This is a genomic window from Marinicella meishanensis, from assembly GCF_019931145.1.
Taxonomy (GTDB): domain Bacteria; phylum Pseudomonadota; class Gammaproteobacteria; order Xanthomonadales; family Marinicellaceae; genus Marinicella; species Marinicella meishanensis.
Map to the genome: position 1 here is coordinate 1 of NZ_JAIOUV010000007.1, position 16,356 is coordinate 16,356.

The window sequence follows — 16,356 nt, forward strand, 5'->3', positions numbered from 1 at the left end:
CAATGTAAACCCCTTTGTGACAAATTAATGAAATTAATTCCTAACCACAGCCAAACAACTCAGCGCAAAACCAGTACTGACGCGGGGTTGTGTGCTGGATCACTTGGTGGCGGTGATGATCACCCGCTGTGGGGGTGGATGACCTTCGGTGGTTTGTTGTTGGTCTTCACTGAGGAAGTCAGGCAAGGAATGGAACTGCATCCAGTCGGTGGACCTTTGTTCAGCCGTGGTGGTTCGCGAGACATCGACCACCGTCACTTGTTTGAAACCCACTTTTCTCAGCCACAGGCACAGCATGTCAACACTGGGTAAGAACCAGACGTTGCGCATTTGGGCATAACGGCCCGGCGGCACCAGACAGGTGGTGGCATCGCCATCGACCACCAGGGTCTCCAACACCAACTGCCCCCCTTGGCTCAATAAGTTCTTGAGTTGCTCCAAATGGTCAATCGGTGATTTGCGGTGGTACAAGATGCCCATGGAAAACACCACGTCAAAACAACGCATGTCTGCGGGCATCGCCTCCACCCTCAGGGGCAACACCGCGGCCCCGGTTTGGGCGTATTTTTCAACCGCCCAAAACTGCACGTTTTGCAACAATCCAGGTTCAATGCCCAGCAACACCCGTGGCCGGTGTTCGGCCATTTTCAACAGGTAATAGCCATTGCCACAACCCACGTCCAACACCGTGCGGTGCTGTAATGGCGGCAAGGCACTGAGCACCCGTTGCCATTTGAAATCAGAACGCCATTCGGCATCAACCAAACAGTCACCCACTTGAAAGGGTCCTTTGCGCCATGGGTGCAAGCCACGCAATGATTGTTCCAACCGCTGTTCATCGACCTGCCCGGCTGGCCATCGGATGGTGACTGGGGCTTGGCCAGGGATCAGTGCAGCCTCGGGCACCTCGGGCAGCTTATCAAAAGCCGCCAACCAACGGTGTAAATCGCCTTGATTGATTTGCTCAATGGCGTGGTCGGTGATGGCTCGCAAGCGGTCTGCATGTGGTTGCAAAGCAGAGTCGGCGAGGCTTGCCCAAAAGGGTTTCAGTTGGGTTTTGAACATGGCTTATTTGATGGCCACCATGGAGACAAAGTTGAACGCTTTGAACCACACTTCGGTGTGCTGAAAACCGGCTTGTCGGAGTCGTTGCTGCCAAGTTTCCAAACTGTCGGGCTTGAGGGAGTCTTCCAGGGCCTGTCTTTTTTGGGCGATCTCCATGTCCGAATAGCCATTGACCTTTTTGTAACCATGGTAATAATCGATCATGGTTTGGCTGGATAGGATTTTTTCCGACAACACAAATACCCCACCCGGATTCAACGCTTGGTAAATGGCCTCACACACCCCTGCCCGACTGGCCACAGGCATGAACTGTAAAGTGAAATTACTCACCACCATGCTGGCATTATTCATGGAAAAGTCGGCGACGTCGGCGCAATGGGCGTCGATGCGGTTGTGCAGTTTCAAGGCAGACAACTGTTCGGTCAGCGATGCGATCATCGGTGGTGAATTGTCCACCGCGTGGATGTGGATTGATTTTGGACCAATGGCTTGATCGATGGTTAAGGACACCGCCCCCAAAGAAGCCCCCAGGTCATACACTTGGGTTTCGGCTTGCACGTGGTTCATGGCCAGCATGGCCGTACCTTTTAAAATGGTGTCATAGCCTGGCACCGAGCGTTTGATCATGTCCGGAAACACCGCCACGACTTTTTCATCAAAGGCAAAGGCTTTGATGTGGCTGTAAGGTTGAGAAAATAACTGGTCTTTGTCGCCCATGATGGTTGCTTGGATTGGCCGCAGCTGGGTCAGCCTGGCGGCCATAGCATTTGGCGACCGGCCAAGAAATGCAAGTGAATGTGATACACCGTTTGACCACCGTGACCATTGCAGTTCATGACCACTCGATAGCCCTCATCAGCCACCCCCACTTCCGCGGCATACTCCTTGGCTGCCAAGTGCATGCGACTGAGGTAATCGATGTTGTCGGCATCCAAGTCATTGTGGGTGGCAATCCGCACTTTGGGAATGAACAGCACATGGATCGGCGCTTGGGGGTTGACGTCTTTGAATCCCAAGACATGCGCGTCTTCATAAACGATGTCAGCGGGAATTTCTTTTTGCAGAATCAGATCAAAAATGGTCGGTTCCATAAGGACTCCTATAAATTGGTGCGACTGGCAAAGGCATGGGCCAAGGTGGAATTGTCGATGTACTCCAGATCACCCCCCAACGGCACACCGTGGGCCAAGCGCGTGGCTTTGATGCCGCCTTGTTCAGCCAGGTGGGCCAAATACTGGGCGGTGGTCTCACCTTCCAACGTGGAACCGGTGGCGATGATCATCTCATGACATTCAGGTGAAGACAGCAGGTCAACCAGTTTTTCCAGCTTCAAAGCCTCTGGCCCCACCCCATCCAGCGGCGACAATTTGCCATGCAAGACGAAATATCGGCCATTGAAATCGGTGGCACTTTCCAAATGGATGATGTCCGCTGGTGATTCCACCACACACACCTGGCGGTCGCTGCGGTGGGGGTTGGCACAGAGTTTACAAATGTTGTTCTCAGTGAGGGTGCGGCAAACGTCGCACTCCCCCACCTGGTCTATGGCCAGGGCCAGGGTTTCGGCCAATTTTTGGCCGCCTTCCGGGTCTTTTTGGAGCAGGTGAAAGGTCAATCGTTGGGCGGTCTTGGGCCCCACCCCAGGCAAGATTTGTAGCGACGCAATCAGTTCACTGATCAGTGACATCAGAAGGGCATTTTGAAGCCTGGTGGCAAATTCAAACCTTCGGCCAAACCGCCCAGGTTGTCTTTTTGCATGTCGGCAATTTTGTTCATCGCATCATTGAATGCGGCCACCAACAAATCTTCCAGCATTTCGTGGTCGCCATCCACCATGCCATGATCGATTTTGATGCCTTTGACTTGGTGTTGGCCATTCATGGTGATTTGCACGGTGTCGCCACCGGCTGAGCCCACCACTTCTTTGTTGGCCATTTCTTGTTGTGCTTGCTGCATTTGTTCTTGCATTTTTTGCACTTGCTGCATCATGTTACCTAATGTGCCTTTCATGTCAGTCACCTAATTTATTTTGAATGATGGTGGCGCCAAATTGTTGTTGCAAATCGGTCACCACGTGATCCAAGTTTTGGGGTTGTTCAGCTTGCTGCTTTTGTTGTAAAGATTCTTTGGCCAGGGAGTCGGCATGGTCTTTATAAACATACTGCAAACGGTATTTATCGGACCCCGCCAACAAGGCTTGTTCGATGGCCTGCTTGGCCCGATCGGTCATGAAGTTGTTGGCCGCTTGGTCCACAGCAAATGTAATGACTTTTTGGTCATTTTCAAGCAGCTCCATGTTCCTGGCCAATTCGCGGGCGGTGCCTTTGAGTTTCAAAGCTTGAAACACATCCGGCCAAGTGTTGCGCTGCAGCTGACTCAAATCAACCGCTTCGTTGACCGCTGGTGCCGCTTCTTTGACCGCTTGCAGTGGTGGCGGCTGAGGCGCAGCAGGGCTCGAATCGACGACCTGGGCTACTGGTTGTTCGGTGACTTGTTGGGCTGTGGGCTGCGGCTGGGTGTTGGCTGTGTTGTTGGTTGTGGCGTTGGCCTTTGGTGACTGACCCGCGTTGGTTTGGTTGGCCTGTCGTTGGCGCCCACCGGGTTGGCCGGTTTGCGGCTCAAAAGCCAGCATGCGCATCACCGCCATTTCAAAACTGATTTTCTTGTTGGGTGTGATGTTGATTTGTTGCAGGGCCAAGACCACCAACTGGTAATACCACTGCACCGTTTCGGGGTGAATTTCAGCCGCCAAACTTTTCAACACGGCCGCTTCAAAATTGGCCCCACCGGTGACCGCACCCAGGCTTTGTATTAAGGACACTTCATGCAACAACAGACACAGGTCTTCCAACAAGTGGCTGTAATCCACTGACATGTCATGCAACCAGCCCAGTTTGTCCATTACCCCAGCCTCTTCTTGCTGTTGTATCAACTGCAACAACTCGGTGACATGGGTTTGTTCAATGGTTCCCAGCATGCCGCGGATCTCATCGTAGGTGATCTGACCGGCACCAAACGCCAGTGATTGATCCAACAAACTCAAGGCATCTCGCATGCTGCCATCGGCCACCCGGGCGATCAATTCCACGGCCCGTTCATCATAATGCACCGATTCTTGCTTCAGCAAGTGTAGCAAATGATCACCGATTTGTTTTTGGGTCAGGCGTTTGAGGTTGAATTGCAAGCAACGCGACAGCACCGTCACCGGCAGCTTGTCTGGTTCGGTGGTGGCGAGCAAAAACTTGACGTGTTCTGGTGGTTCTTCGAGGGTTTTCAACAAAGCATTGAATGAGCTTTTCGAAAACATGTGAACCTCGTCAATCAGGTAAATCTTGTAGCTGCCTTTGTTGGGCGCATATTGCACATTGTCCAACAGGCTGCGGGTGTCATCGACACCGGTGCGCGAGGCAGCGTCCACTTCGATCAAATCGATGAAATCGCCTTGTTTGATTTCTTCACAATGTTGACATTCACCACATGGATGGCCAGACACCCCTTGCTGACAATTCAGCGCTTTGGCCAACACCCTGGCCAGGGTCGTTTTGCCCACTCCACGGGTGCCGGTGAATAAAAACGCGTGGTGTAAGCGGTCACTTTCTAAGCCATTAACCAGGGCCTGAACCACGTGTTCCTGGCCGACGATTTCTTGGAAATTCTGGGGTCTATATTTTCTGGCGAGTACTTGGTAGGTCATGATGAAAATCAGGTAATGGGACTCCCGTCAGCCGGTCCTCACACATAAAATCACAGCTGCGGCTGCTCCCTTCCGGGCCTGACCGGGTTCACTGCTATTTATTGCAAGGTGACAAACGGAAGTCACCGAGGCGGTATTATCTCTGAACAGCCGTCTTTTGTCTAGGGCCTGTTAACAACAATTGCATCATCACAATGCAGTCCAGCCAGGTCAGTGTCAAAGCGCAAATTGCTTGGTTTGATCATTCTTATCCAGCTTTGACAACGCCAGATTCGGCTGTTGCTGATTGAGCCATGTGGCTGGGTCAGATTACCACCCAACAGCGTGATGCAGTCAATCACTCGGTGTGACCATCAAGTTGGCGAATTTGGGGCGTTATATTCTTGCATCACCTGCTTTACCAAAGGCACCGTGACTTTGCGCTTGAGGGCCAATGAAGCGGTGGCCAAACGGCTGAACAACTGATACAACTCAGGGTATGATCTGCGGTGGTGGGCTTGTACATATTGCATCACCGCCGGATCCAACTTGATGCCGTTCAGGTGAAATTGCTGTTGCATGCACTGCAAGGCCTGTTTGCCTTGCAAAGGCGCCAAAGTGAAACCCAGTCCCGACTGCAGGCGCGAGCGCAAATCGGGCAGTTGCCACTGTGGGTCTCTGGCTTGGATGTGCGACGACAAAACCAATTTAATGTGGGCTGACCGGCAATGGTTGAAACCATTGAACAAAGCGATTTCATGGTCTAGATGGCCGGCCAATTCACCGACATCATCCAACAACAAAAAAGCCATCGACTCAGGCAACACCGCAGCCCAATCCATGGTCCCGATTTGCCTGCCATCCAACAGCAAGTGAGGACAATTGTGCGCTTCCAACAGCGCAGCCAGAGACAACAATAAATGGGTTTTGCCGGTGTGTTGAGGCCCCCAAATGTGGGTGAAGGCTGGCAACTGGCTCGGTTGACTCAAGGCATCAACCACCGTAGGGTGACCGATGAAGTCGGCCATGGTGGGCTGCACCATCGAGGTGAATGGCAAGGTGGCTTGCAGTGGCTTCATTCGAATCGCGGCAAGGTTCAGACAGAGCCCTCGTCTGGCGGTTGGGCTGATTTGGCAGAATCATCGTTGGTCAGGTTGATGTCGCTTTCTTTGCCGTAAAGCTTGCTCCCCATATAACGTTCATGCCCATGGCGCAACAACACCATGATCACCGCTGCCAAGGGCAAACCCAACAACACACCAACAAAGCCAAAGAGTTGACCGCCGGCCAACACTGCAAAAATCACCGCCACCGGGTGCAAACCGATGCGATCCCCCACCAACCAGGGCGTCAACACAAAGCCCTCCAATAATTGACCCACGCCAAACACAATCAACACATAAAATACGTGGTTCATGTCGCCAAACTGCACCACTGCGGCGATGACCCCGGCCACCAAGCCGACAAACGTGCCCAAATAAGGGACGAATGAAATCAAGCCAGCGCCCATGCCGATCAACAAAGACAACTCGATACCGATGAACCACAAACCAGTGGTGTAAATGGCACCCAGAGCCAGCATCACACTCAACTGCCCCCGCAGGAATGAACTCAAGACAGAATTGGCGTCATGGCTGATTTGACTGACGGTGCGATAATAAGGTCGGGGAATCAACTCACTGACCCGATTGGTGATGATGTCCCAATCTCTCAGCAAATAAAAAGTCACCACTGGTATCAACAAAAAGTTCATCAACCAATTGACGATCACCAAACCACTTTTGGTCACCGAGCTGATGATTGTTTGGGCAATGCCTCCGGCACTTTCCCAATGGGTCTTTAACAGCTGGGTCAGCTCGGTGACATCGAACAAATTGGTTTCGATGCCAAAGGTGCTGCGCAGCCAAGGTGTGAGGTTGTCACTGAGCCACTGGTAATAGACCGGCAAATTCCGAATCAGACTGGCGATTTGTTTTTCCAAACTTGGGATCAACACCAACAAGATGGCAAACACCAAAATGCTGATCACCAAAAACACCACAGTGACCGCCAAGGTTCGACTCAGTTTCCAGCGTTCCAGTTGATCGGCCAAAGGGTCAAACAAATAGGCCAACAAGGCCCCCACGGCAAACGGCGTCAAGATCGGTGACAATAGATATATGAGGTAACCGACAAAAACGATCAATGCCAGGCCGTACCATTGTTTGTTGATTTTATTTTCAGACATGGGGTTATGGATTCATGGATTGTTGTGCGCGGGCTTGGCGTTTCATGGCAAAACCCATCCACACATAATGAACACCGCTCATCACGGTGAATAAGCCCACCAACCAGATCAATGGCTGGTGCATCACAGACAGGTCCAACCAGCCACTCATGGACACCAGCAGCACCAAAATCAAGAGGATTTGTAATGCGGTGTTGAATTTACTGATCAGGGTGGGCGTGGCTTTGGCCAACTTGCCCACACAAAAATGGTAGTAGGTGGCGCCGGCGATGATGACCAAATCACGCCCCACAACCAACACAAACAGCCACCATGGAATCAATGACTGCAAGGCAAACACAGTGTAACAACACAGCATCATCAATTTGTCAGCCAGTGGATCCAATACCCCACCCAGCCAACCTTGCCAATTGTATTTTTTGGCCAAGAAACCATCCAGCCCATCGGAAGCCCCGGCCAACAAGGCCACCAACAATGCCCCTTTGTATTCCTTGTGCCACATCAACCACATCAGCGGCAACATCGCCGCCATGCGCAAAATGGTGATGAAATTGGGTAGGTATTTCAGATAAGCGGTCATGGCAGCCACTTGAACAATATGGTTTGGCCCAAATCCAAGGGCACATGGGCCAACAAACCTTCTTTGTTGACGTAGTCAATGAAGGTATCCGGCAGCACTTTGATGCGCATCACGGCTTGCAGCTGCTGGTCTTGAAATTGGTTGATTTGATAGGCATCCACCAACGCGTGGTTGTCCAAATAGCTGATCAAACGCAACATGTGGTCGGCATCCACCAAGTCATTGATCGACACGCCAATGGTATTGGTATTGAATTCATCGGCATACAACCGTTGTCCCTCAGCCATCACAGCTTGTACCGCTGTGACCAGGGCTTGCATGCCACCAGCCAAATCGACGAACTGGCGGTTTTTGATCAGCATGGGTTGTTCTGGCTGGGCCAAGCCAAAGCGGTATGAATACCCCGACCGGGTGTGTTGTACAAAGACCAACAGCACCGCGGCATGTATTTCATCGATGAGAATGAAGTCAACCAGGTCTGGGTTCAAGAAGCGCACGTCCTCGGGTTGAAACACCAACAAATCAGCGGCGTTGGGGTCGTAGAACTGGACCGGTATACCGGTCACATCAAACCACTTCTTCAGCCAATAAACCACCGGCGATTCAGGCACCGATGACACCAAAGTTTGGTCTGCCAACTCTTCCACCACCCAGACAAACAATTGACCCCGTCGATCGGGCCACACGGGGATGTCGTTGTCCAGCATGTACTGATGGGTTTTTTCATCATCCACTATCAAATGAAACCATTGGGCGGAGGCATCCACGGCCGGCGGCACACTCTCCACATAACTGCGCAGTACGGCCTGTTGATGCTGTTCGGTCAAGGGGAATTGGGCTTGCAGAGCCTGGCCACCCAAGCCACTTTTCTTGCTCAACACCGAATAAAATGCCGCCTCATTTTGCGTCAGGTTGCTGGTCGTATCGGCACGCACCAAAGTGGCAGACTGGTTGGTGTCTACCGTGGCAGCAAACAACTCAAATGTGAGCAACAATAAGGTCAGGGTGCAGATTTTCATGGCGACAATTATAAAGGAATAAAGTCAAGGCCAAGCAACTAAATTAGTGCTAATTTTCCACCCTTTGCGATGGCCAATCGCATAAAATTTGGATCTCTTAAAATATTTCACTTGGTTCACCCCATGGCAAACAACAAATCATTCACTTACAAGGACGCTGGCGTTGACATTGATGCTGGCAATCAACTGGTTGAGCAGATCAAACCATGGGTCAAAGCCACCCATCGACCTGGGGTCATGGGCTCACTTGGCGGCTTTGGCGGTTTGTTCGATCTGACCCAAACCGGGGTGGAAAATCCGGTGTTGGTCTCAGGCACAGATGGCGTGGGCACCAAGCTCAAACTGGCCCACATGTTGAATGATCACAGCACCATTGGCATCGATTTGGTGGCCATGTGCGTGAATGACATCATCGTGCTGGGTGCCGAGCCGTTGTTTTTTCTCGATTATTACGCTTGCGGTAAGTTGGACACCCACCAAGCCAGCCAAGTGATCGCTGGCATTGCCAATGGTTGCCAACAGTCTGGCTGCGCTCTGATTGGTGGCGAAACGGCAGAAATGCCCGGCATGTACGAAGGAGACGATTATGATTTGGCTGGATTTGTGGTGGGGGTGGTCGACAAGCACCAGGTCATTGATGGCAGTGGCGTACAAGCGGGTCAAACCTTGATTGGGGTGGCCTCAAGCGGCCCGCATTCCAACGGCTATTCCCTGATCAGGAAAATCATTGAAGCCACCCAGACAGATTTGAACCAACCTTTTGATGGCGCCACTTTGGGTCAAAAGTTGCTGGCGCCCACACAGTTGTATGCCAAACCGGTGTTGGATTTGTTGCGAGCCAACTTACCGATTCATGCCATTGCCCACATCACCGGCGGGGGCATCATGGAAAACATCAGTCGGGTGATGCCGGCCGGCGTGGCCATCGAAGTGGACCCCAACAGTTGGCAGAGACCAGCGGTGTTTGATTGGCTGCAACAGCAAGGCAACATCGAAGCAGTGGAAATGCTGCGCACCTTCAACTGTGGCATTGGTTTGTGTCTGGTGACCGACACCGAACACAGCGAAGCGGTCATTGCCCAATTGAAAAAACATGACCTGGCCGCTTGGAACGTGGGACAGACCATTGCACATGCGGGCCAAGATGTCGTGATTCTTTGATGAGAGTTGCAGTCCTCATTTCTGGTCGTGGCAGCAACTTGGCGGCCCTGATCAATCACCAACACGGCTATGCCATTGAACATGTGATCAGCAACAACCCCTACGCCGCTGGTTTGCAATTGGCACGGGATCACGGCATCACCAACACCTACCTCAATTGGTCCAATCGCGAACGGGCAGAACACATGTTGGGTGAATTGTTGCAACAACTGGCGGTGGATTTGGTGGTGTTGGCGGGCTTCATGCGGATCCTGTCGGCTGAATTGGTGCACCGGTTCGCCGGAAAAATCATCAACATCCACCCTTCCTTGCTGCCCAAATACCCTGGGCTGAACACCCATCAAAAGGTTTTGGATCACCAGGATCCCTGGCATGGGGCCACTGTGCACCTGGTGGATGAGCACCTTGACCAAGGTCCCAGCCTGGCCCAAACCACCATCGCGGTCCAAGCCGGAGATGACGCCAATGCCTTGGCTGACCGATTAATTTTGCAAGAACATAAACTTTTGACCACTGTGGTGGGTCTGATAGCCCAAGGCGACCTGATTTGGACCGACGATGAGGTTCGCTATCATGGCCAAACGATGACCCAACCGCTGATGATTGAATGATGCATGCCCGACCAAAGAAACCAAACCGCCATTGGCTGCTGGTCACTGCCCTGCTCCTGCTGGCCGGACCCTTGTGGGCCCAGCACAACAAACCAGCAGGCTATCAGGCCAAATACCAAATCCTGCGTGGCGGCAAACCCACCGCACAACAAGTCACCGAACTGACAATCAGCAACAATCGATACACCCTCAAAGACCACACCGAAGGCACCCACGGGCTGGCTTCAATGACTGGATTTGAGCGCACCGAATCAACCCAGTTCACCTTGCAAGGCTTGGCCATTTTGACCATTGAGCACCGCATGAAACAAACCGTGGCCTTCAGCAAAAAAGCCTACCAATTCAGGGCCGAACCTGGCAGCACCACGATCCGCGGCCAACACAAAAAGAAGCCATTTCAAGTGACCGCGGAAGTACGCCCTGTCAGCGCTCACATGATGCCTTGGTGGTTGGGCCACCAGGTGTGTAATGGCTTGCTACCGAAAGCCGTGACCGTGTTGAAATCCAAACAGCTGCGGACGTATCACTTCCAAATCGTGGAAGAAGCCGATGGCTTGGTCAGAATGGATCGCATCTACCCGGCTGGGACCGATAAAAGCACCAGCACCTGGCTGGACACCAAACAACATTGTTTGCCGGTGAAAACCCGCCATCGTGAAGGCGATGATCCGGTGATCGAAACGGTGTTGCAATCTCACCAGTTTCACTGACGGATAATTATTGGTCCTGAGGCGGACAGAACACTTGTATCCCCAAGGGCGATTCAGGTATGATATACGAGGAACTTCGTTAAACCAAATCACTATACCATGACAAATTTACCAAAACCAACCAAAACAGAGCTGGCCATACTGAATATCATGTGGGTCATATCACCGGCAACGGTGCGACAAATCCACGAAGAAATCATCAAAACCGGTAAAACCAGTTACACCACCACCTTGAAAATGTTGCAGGTCATGCATCAAAAAGGTCTGGTGACCAGAAACAGCGAGCACAAGGCACATATATATGAACCCACGCTCAGTAAAAAAGAAACCCAAAAGCAAATGCTGGAAGACTTGAAGAACCGATTGTTTGGAGGATCGATCAGTTCTTTGGTGATGCAAGCTTTGGGTACTTCTGACGAAACCAAACAGTCAGAACTTGACGAAATCAGGGCATTGATTGAGAAAGTAGAAAACAGTTAAACTGAAAAACATATGCTGGCAGCTGACACACAATGGCTCATTTCTTCCATTGGATGGGCACTCATACACTTTTTGTGGCAAGGCACACTGATCACGGGTGCCTATTGGCTCATCACGAGAAACCTGCAATCCATCCACGCCAAGTATTGGACCGGCATGGCCTTGGTGGTGGTCAGTTTGGTGGTTCCCATCATCCACATCACGTCCGGCGTTCCTGCAGCAGAACAAGCCACCCAAGTCATAACCCTGACGGCCACTGTGGTGTCTTATCAACAACTGAGTTACGACGGGTTGTTGCAGTATATGATCAATGCCAGCCTGCCCTATTTGGTGCTGGTATGGGCGGCCACCGTGATGTTTTTAAGCTTTCGCCTGGTCAGGTCCTGGATTCAGCTGGCTGCCATTGAACACGAATGCGAACCGTCGATTTCCAGAAAATTCAAGCAATACATCAAAGACACCGCCATCCGCTTGGATTTGCCCACCATTCCGGTGTTGAAAATTTCCAGAAAAGTCATGGTGCCAGCGGCCTATGGTTTTTTCAAACCCACCGTATTGTTGCCCCTGAGTCTCATCAACCACATCCCACAAGACCAATTGGATGCCATCATCAAGCATGAGTTGTGCCACCTGAAACGCAATGATTTCATTCACAACATCGTGCAATTGTTTGCCGACATTCTGTTGTTCTTCCATCCCGGCATCCGCTGGATGAACAACGACATCCGTCACATCCGTGAACAATGTTGTGACCAACTGGTGCTGTCACATGACACCGAAACTTTGACCTATGCCAAAGCCTTGACCAACATCGCGGAATTTTCCAATGGCATCAAGCTGAGCCCCAGTGTGCATTTGGGCATCAATGATGGCATGTTGCTTAACCGGGTTAAGTTTTTGTTGCAAAACAAGTCCAGCCAATCATCTTTGATGGTGTTTGTTCCCTTCTTGTTGCTGTTCTTGTTGATGCTGGTCATGTTGCAACCCGCCAATCAAGGCGACAATGGCTTTTCACTGTCTGCAGCGGAAACCCAAATCACCTTGGCCGATGAGGCGACAATCACCGCGCCTTTCGGCAGAAAAAATTTCGGTCAGCAAGACTTTTATCCCAAGTTTGCCAGCACTGAGTACAACAGCGAGGCTGAGCCAACAGCCACACAAGCACCGGTCCGCACGGAACCGGCAATGGCTGTCAACAGCTCGTCAAACGCCAACACCCCTGCACCGGCAGTGGTCAATAACCTGTTGACTGAATCGCTCATTGACCGGCAAGCCATGATGGCCTCAATGAAACAAGACATCGAACTGCCAGTGACTGATGATCTGGTCACGACCTATGACCTGTTTGACCCCAAAGAACAAGCCTTGTCAGGACAGCCGCCGATGGCCGAATTGGCCACCAGCACGACAGAGGTGGTGGCAGACAGCCTGAATGAAACCGTCCCCAGAACGTCAGATCACAGCAACAACCTGGCCTCCTTCACGGCGGACAACAGCATCAAGCCGCTGTATAAAAAGTATGTGGCACCCAATTACCCGCAACATTTTTGGTACAACCAAATTGAACAAGAAGTGATTGCCACGTTCAAAATCAATCCCAATGGCAAAGTCTATGACATCAAGCTGAATTCCCAGATCAATAATTTTGTGGCGTTTGAACAAGAGGTGGAAAAAGCCATGAAACGTTGGAAGTTTGATCCCAAGTCCTTGAACAGCAGCACATTACAACGGACTTATCAGCAGATATTCAGTTTTGCCATCAGTGACGATATAGAAAGAAACTGCGAACTGAAAACCACCGGAACCCGGCTCAGTAAGCCCATGCCATGTAACAAATAACCATGTCAGAAATCAACATTTCCTATCCCCTGGATTGTCACATTGATCATTCCAAAGAAACCCTGCTGTCACTGTTACAGGCATTGGAGGACAAATACGCCATCCAACATGAGTTCATCAGTGAGCATGAATGTAATTTATCGGGTTCTGGCGTATCCGGTTTGTTGACTTTGGCCGATGATGGCATTGAAATCCATGCCAGGCTGGGGTTTTTCATGATACCTTTTAAAACCGTGATTGAGACCGAAATCAAAAACAAACTCGACGAATCATTTGGCGGCAGTTAGCCGGCAGCAAATCAAGCACAAAAAAAACCGGCTCATTGGCCGGTTTTTTCATGCGATTGATTCAATCGTCACAGCTTGCGCTTGATGATGTCGGTCAATTCATCCACCGAACGTCGGTAAATGGACACCGACTCCACATGCTTGTACTTGATCTCAAAGTTTTTATCCACCAAGAAGACCGATCGTTTGACCCCAAACCAACCAAAAGAATCATACAACTTGGACACCTCACCTTCGGCATCACTCAGTAAAGTGAATGGCAGTCCATGCTCTTTCTTGAATGATTTGATGAACCCAGATTCATCACCACTGATGGCAATCACATCCACATTCAGCGCACTGAATTTATCGTAATGATCTCGGTAATCCCGCATCTGTTGCTGACAAACCGGCAAGTTGTCGCCTGGATAAAACACCAGCAATGCATTGCCCTTCAGCTTAGATGATAGTTTGAACGGTTTGCCATTGTCTGCGATCAATGAAAAATCAGGTGCTTTATCACCAGTCTCTAGTGCCATATTTCTCTCAAAACCAACTAAAACGGCGTATTTTATCTGTTTTACCCAGAAATAAAAAGGTGTGACATTCACCACAGGCCAAAAAATGAATTTTTGCTGAAAAAAAATCTGGATTTGACCCGACATTTGAGCTAAAGTACGCAACCTCATTGAGCGATGAGCCAATGGTGCGGAGAGATGGCAGAGCGGTTGAATGCACCGGTCTTGAAAACCGGCATACGTTAATAGCGTATCCAGGGTTCGAATCCCTGTCTCTCCGCCATTTTTATCAGCATCCTTGCTGAAAAAAATGGCGCATAGTCAGTATGAAGAATCCTCTTCTGGGTTCGAAAAATTTTTCCGGAAAAAATTTTGACGCCGCAGGCGCCCGAAGGGGCAAATACAGGATGTATTTGATCAATCCCTGTCTCGCCATCCACTACCAACAACCCACCATCTGAAGTACCTCTTTGGTCGAAAATCCCACATAAGAACCTCTCTTTTGGGTTCGAAAAAATTGTCAGGAACAATTTTTGACGCCGCAAGCGCCCGCAGGGTGAAATGCAGGACGCAATTCATCAAAAATTCGTATGGAGCGAATTTTCACACCAGCCCGAAGGGGCAAATACAGGATGTATTTGATCAATCCCTGTCTCGCTATCCACTACCAACAACACCATCTGAAGCACCACCTTGGTCGAAGAGCCAACATACAAACCACTCTTCTGGATTCGAAAAAATTGTCAGGAACAATTTTTCACGCCAGCCCCGAAGGGGTGAATCGCTGGGATGCGATGAATAAATATTCATCTGGAATGAATTTTACCATTCACATCCCTGTGAATGACCCTACGGGTTACATGAAAAAGTTTTCCAGAAACTTTTTTGACGCCGCAGGCGCCTGCTGAAGCAGTGGCCATGGCTTTCAAGGGGTAAATAGGCGTCACTTATATGGGCAGTCAATCCTCCGGTTACACCACTGGCATCAGTCGGGTTGAATTGCCTGACGGTTCTTTGGTGCGTTTGTCGGTTGCACACTTTGCTGATCGCAACCAACAGCTGCACCAGCAAGGCCTGGCTCCCGATGTGGTCGCAGATGCCAAACAGCCACTGCCGGATCAAGCCCGTCAATTCCTGGCGTCGCAGGAATTTTGCAAACTCTCGGACGTTGTAATCAAGACAATGCTGTTTTTGAGGGTCGTTTTTTAAGCCATGCTCAAGTTCAAGGTACTGGCACACAGTCCAGTGCAACATTGAAGACAACGACGATTTCAAACCTGTGTATATTCTGCTCAGTTCCATAAAAATGCACAACCCATGGTCTTGTCCTGCCCAATCACCGGGCGCTCAGACTTGACAGTTGATATCATGCAATGTCAAACGACATCACTTAAAATGACACTTTATGAAAATGACCCACAACCTTCAGTTCTTTCTGGCTTTGCTTACCATTTCAGTCACTTGGTCATTGGCTATTTTTCTCAAAGAAACAACTGTCCAAGCACAAGTTAATTTCTTTCACGTGCTGGTTTGGCAAGCCCTGATATGGTTTTTCTGGGTTTTGCTGTATCTTATACACCGCAAAATATCACGCTTGCTCAATAAACAAAAGTCTTCTAAAAAATGGCTTTTATTATGGGCAATCTTGGCCGTATCGATTCACTACATTTGGTTTTTTACTGTCTGCCAACTGATCAGCCCATACCTGGGATTTCCGCACACGAAATATGGCGTATATCCTTACTTTTTTATCTTTTGGACCTTGTTGGACATTGCCTTGATGGCTGCCCTGATAATGAAACCCAAAGATGATGAGGTAAAGAGTCCAACAACAGAACCACAGTGGCTTAGCTTAAAACGCGGCAAGCAAAATTACGTATTAAAACCTGATGAAATAAATTGGCTTTCTGCAGAAAATTACTACACCAAACTATACACAACAAAAGGGGAGTTTTTGGAGCGCAAACCAATGAAGTATTTTCAAAAGTTATTACCACCAGATATGTTCGTCAGAATTCATCGCTCAACGATGGTAAACATTGATCAAATATGCAGCTTGGAAAAAGACCGTTCAGGTGGAAAAACAATCAAACTCGCAGATGGCAACGTCAGAAAAATCAGTCGAACTCAGCTCAAACGTGTTCAAAAAGCCATTGCAGAGCGATGCATCGACACCATTGACTGACCATTTAGCAACCAATGACTGC

The 16,356-nt window shown here is 50.1% G+C and carries 20 protein-coding genes, 1 tRNA gene and 1 other RNA gene; 10 read left to right on the forward strand and 12 right to left on the reverse strand.

The features are described from left to right. Positions 1 to 99 precede the first annotated feature (99 nt). The 11 genes from cmoB to K7G70_RS12370 all read right to left on the reverse strand — a co-directional run bounded on the left by cmoB (position 100) and on the right by K7G70_RS12370 (position 8,564). A complete protein-coding gene (cmoB, locus tag K7G70_RS12320) occupies positions 100 to 1,065 on the reverse strand; it encodes a tRNA 5-methoxyuridine(34)/uridine 5-oxyacetic acid(34) synthase CmoB (RefSeq protein ID WP_223788958.1) in 966 nt (321 codons plus the stop codon). Between the two features lie 3 nt (positions 1,066 to 1,068). Next, positions 1,069 to 1,782 (reverse strand): carboxy-S-adenosyl-L-methionine synthase CmoA, encoded by a 714-nt coding sequence (gene cmoA / locus K7G70_RS12325; protein WP_223788959.1) that lies wholly within the window; start codon positions 1,780 to 1,782, stop codon positions 1,069 to 1,071. Between the two features lie 29 nt (positions 1,783 to 1,811). Beyond that, positions 1,812 to 2,156: a histidine triad nucleotide-binding protein gene (locus tag K7G70_RS12330; protein WP_223788960.1), complete on the reverse strand. Its 345-nt coding sequence runs from the start codon at positions 2,154 to 2,156 to the stop codon at positions 1,812 to 1,814. 8 nt (positions 2,157 to 2,164) lie between these two features. Beyond that, a complete protein-coding gene (gene recR / locus K7G70_RS12335; protein WP_223788961.1) occupies positions 2,165 to 2,752 on the reverse strand; it encodes a recombination mediator RecR in 588 nt (195 codons plus the stop codon). Next, entirely contained in the window at positions 2,752 to 3,075 is a 324-nt protein-coding gene (locus K7G70_RS12340) for a YbaB/EbfC family nucleoid-associated protein (RefSeq protein WP_223788962.1), read from the reverse strand. The genes recR and K7G70_RS12340 overlap by 1 nt, the downstream gene beginning before the upstream one ends. Position 3,076: 1 nt before the next feature. Beyond that, positions 3,077 to 4,759, reverse strand: coding sequence for a DNA polymerase III subunit gamma/tau (gene dnaX, locus K7G70_RS12345; protein WP_223788963.1), 1,683 nt, complete (start codon positions 4,757 to 4,759; stop codon positions 3,077 to 3,079). 22 nt (positions 4,760 to 4,781) lie between these two features. Further along, an RNA gene (gene ffs / locus K7G70_RS12350) (signal recognition particle sRNA small type) lies at positions 4,782 to 4,877 on the reverse strand. A gap of 235 nt (positions 4,878 to 5,112) precedes the next feature. Further along, positions 5,113 to 5,817, reverse strand: coding sequence for an HdaA/DnaA family protein (locus K7G70_RS12355; RefSeq protein WP_223788964.1), 705 nt, complete (start codon positions 5,815 to 5,817; stop codon positions 5,113 to 5,115). 17 nt (positions 5,818 to 5,834) lie between these two features. Further along, positions 5,835 to 6,965, reverse strand: a complete 1,131-nt coding sequence (locus tag K7G70_RS12360) for an AI-2E family transporter (RefSeq protein WP_223788965.1) — start codon at positions 6,963 to 6,965, stop codon at positions 5,835 to 5,837. A 4-nt stretch (positions 6,966 to 6,969) separates the two neighbouring features. Continuing rightward, positions 6,970 to 7,545, reverse strand: a complete 576-nt coding sequence (locus tag K7G70_RS12365) for a CDP-alcohol phosphatidyltransferase family protein (protein WP_223788966.1) — start codon at positions 7,543 to 7,545, stop codon at positions 6,970 to 6,972. Next, the gene (locus K7G70_RS12370; protein ID WP_223788967.1) at positions 7,542 to 8,564 is read right to left on the reverse strand and encodes a DUF2066 domain-containing protein; all 1,023 of its coding nucleotides are present in this window, start codon (positions 8,562 to 8,564) and stop codon (positions 7,542 to 7,544) included. Before K7G70_RS12370 ends, K7G70_RS12365 begins: the two co-directional genes overlap by 4 nt. Positions 8,565 to 8,687: 123 nt before the next feature. On the opposite strand from K7G70_RS12370, the gene purM reads away from it, so the two are divergent. The 6 genes from purM to K7G70_RS12400 all read left to right on the forward strand — a co-directional run bounded on the left by purM (position 8,688) and on the right by K7G70_RS12400 (position 13,652). After that, complete coding sequence (gene purM / locus K7G70_RS12375; protein ID WP_223788968.1) at positions 8,688 to 9,725, forward strand: phosphoribosylformylglycinamidine cyclo-ligase; 1,038 nt, start codon at positions 8,688 to 8,690, stop codon at positions 9,723 to 9,725. Beyond that, on the forward strand, positions 9,725 to 10,336 hold the full coding sequence (gene purN, locus K7G70_RS12380) for a phosphoribosylglycinamide formyltransferase (protein WP_223788969.1): 612 nt from the start codon (positions 9,725 to 9,727) through the stop codon (positions 10,334 to 10,336). The genes purM and purN overlap by 1 nt, the downstream gene beginning before the upstream one ends. Next, positions 10,333 to 11,046, forward strand: a complete 714-nt coding sequence (locus K7G70_RS12385) for a hypothetical protein (RefSeq protein ID WP_223788970.1) — start codon at positions 10,333 to 10,335, stop codon at positions 11,044 to 11,046. Before purN ends, K7G70_RS12385 begins: the two co-directional genes overlap by 4 nt. A gap of 99 nt (positions 11,047 to 11,145) precedes the next feature. Beyond that, a complete protein-coding gene (locus K7G70_RS12390; RefSeq protein WP_223788971.1) occupies positions 11,146 to 11,526 on the forward strand; it encodes a BlaI/MecI/CopY family transcriptional regulator in 381 nt (126 codons plus the stop codon). Between the two features lie 72 nt (positions 11,527 to 11,598). Beyond that, entirely contained in the window at positions 11,599 to 13,365 is a 1,767-nt protein-coding gene (locus K7G70_RS12395; protein ID WP_223788972.1) for a M56 family metallopeptidase, read from the forward strand. A gap of 2 nt (positions 13,366 to 13,367) precedes the next feature. Further along, positions 13,368 to 13,652: a polyhydroxyalkanoic acid system family protein gene (locus K7G70_RS12400; protein ID WP_223788973.1), complete on the forward strand. Its 285-nt coding sequence runs from the start codon at positions 13,368 to 13,370 to the stop codon at positions 13,650 to 13,652. A 68-nt stretch (positions 13,653 to 13,720) separates the two neighbouring features. Here the strand turns inward: K7G70_RS12400 and K7G70_RS12405 are convergent, their stop codons facing one another. After that, complete coding sequence (locus tag K7G70_RS12405; RefSeq protein WP_223788974.1) at positions 13,721 to 14,170, reverse strand: peroxiredoxin; 450 nt, start codon at positions 14,168 to 14,170, stop codon at positions 13,721 to 13,723. Between the two features lie 171 nt (positions 14,171 to 14,341). Between K7G70_RS12405 and K7G70_RS12410 the strand changes: the two genes are divergently transcribed. From K7G70_RS12410 to K7G70_RS12425, 4 genes are all read left to right on the forward strand, one after another. Then, a tRNA-Ser gene (locus K7G70_RS12410) sits at positions 14,342 to 14,432 on the forward strand. Positions 14,433 to 14,739: 307 nt separating this feature from the next. Further along, positions 14,740 to 15,057 carry a hypothetical protein gene (locus K7G70_RS12415; RefSeq protein WP_223788975.1) on the forward strand — a complete coding sequence of 106 codons (318 nt, stop codon included), beginning with the start codon at positions 14,740 to 14,742 and terminating at the stop codon, positions 15,055 to 15,057. A gap of 43 nt (positions 15,058 to 15,100) precedes the next feature. Beyond that, a complete protein-coding gene (locus K7G70_RS12420) occupies positions 15,101 to 15,358 on the forward strand; it encodes a hypothetical protein (RefSeq protein ID WP_223788976.1) in 258 nt (85 codons plus the stop codon). 196 nt (positions 15,359 to 15,554) lie between these two features. Continuing rightward, a complete protein-coding gene (locus tag K7G70_RS12425; protein ID WP_223788977.1) occupies positions 15,555 to 16,334 on the forward strand; it encodes a LytR/AlgR family response regulator transcription factor in 780 nt (259 codons plus the stop codon). Positions 16,335 to 16,356: the final 22 nt, after the last annotated feature.

What these genes read in the sequence shown, in the direction of transcription:
- cmoB (WP_223788958.1), bottom strand. Translation starts at nt 1,065, where the DNA reads ATGTTCAAAACCCAACTGAAACCCTTTTGGGCAAGCCTCGCCGACTCT.
- cmoA (WP_223788959.1), bottom strand. Translation starts at nt 1,782, where the DNA reads ATGGGCGACAAAGACCAGTTATTTTCTCAACCTTACAGCCACATCAAA.
- K7G70_RS12330 (WP_223788960.1), bottom strand. Translation starts at nt 2,156, where the DNA reads ATGGAACCGACCATTTTTGATCTGATTCTGCAAAAAGAAATTCCCGCT.
- recR (WP_223788961.1), bottom strand. Translation starts at nt 2,752, where the DNA reads ATGTCACTGATCAGTGAACTGATTGCGTCGCTACAAATCTTGCCTGGG.
- K7G70_RS12340 (WP_223788962.1), bottom strand. Translation starts at nt 3,075, where the DNA reads ATGAAAGGCACATTAGGTAACATGATGCAGCAAGTGCAAAAAATGCAA.
- dnaX (WP_223788963.1), bottom strand. Translation starts at nt 4,759, where the DNA reads ATGACCTACCAAGTACTCGCCAGAAAATATAGACCCCAGAATTTCCAA.
- K7G70_RS12355 (WP_223788964.1), bottom strand. Translation starts at nt 5,817, where the DNA reads ATGAAGCCACTGCAAGCCACCTTGCCATTCACCTCGATGGTGCAGCCC.
- K7G70_RS12360 (WP_223788965.1), bottom strand. Translation starts at nt 6,965, where the DNA reads ATGTCTGAAAATAAAATCAACAAACAATGGTACGGCCTGGCATTGATC.
- K7G70_RS12365 (WP_223788966.1), bottom strand. Translation starts at nt 7,545, where the DNA reads ATGACCGCTTATCTGAAATACCTACCCAATTTCATCACCATTTTGCGC.
- K7G70_RS12370 (WP_223788967.1), bottom strand. Translation starts at nt 8,564, where the DNA reads ATGAAAATCTGCACCCTGACCTTATTGTTGCTCACATTTGAGTTGTTT.
- purM (WP_223788968.1), top strand. Translation starts at nt 8,688, where the DNA reads ATGGCAAACAACAAATCATTCACTTACAAGGACGCTGGCGTTGACATT.
- purN (WP_223788969.1), top strand. Translation starts at nt 9,725, where the DNA reads ATGAGAGTTGCAGTCCTCATTTCTGGTCGTGGCAGCAACTTGGCGGCC.
- K7G70_RS12385 (WP_223788970.1), top strand. Translation starts at nt 10,333, where the DNA reads ATGATGCATGCCCGACCAAAGAAACCAAACCGCCATTGGCTGCTGGTC.
- K7G70_RS12390 (WP_223788971.1), top strand. Translation starts at nt 11,146, where the DNA reads ATGACAAATTTACCAAAACCAACCAAAACAGAGCTGGCCATACTGAAT.
- K7G70_RS12400 (WP_223788973.1), top strand. Translation starts at nt 13,368, where the DNA reads ATGTCAGAAATCAACATTTCCTATCCCCTGGATTGTCACATTGATCAT.
- K7G70_RS12405 (WP_223788974.1), bottom strand. Translation starts at nt 14,170, where the DNA reads ATGGCACTAGAGACTGGTGATAAAGCACCTGATTTTTCATTGATCGCA.
- K7G70_RS12415 (WP_223788975.1), top strand. Translation starts at nt 14,740, where the DNA reads ATGGAGCGAATTTTCACACCAGCCCGAAGGGGCAAATACAGGATGTAT.
- K7G70_RS12420 (WP_223788976.1), top strand. Translation starts at nt 15,101, where the DNA reads ATGGGCAGTCAATCCTCCGGTTACACCACTGGCATCAGTCGGGTTGAA.
- K7G70_RS12425 (WP_223788977.1), top strand. Translation starts at nt 15,555, where the DNA reads ATGAAAATGACCCACAACCTTCAGTTCTTTCTGGCTTTGCTTACCATT.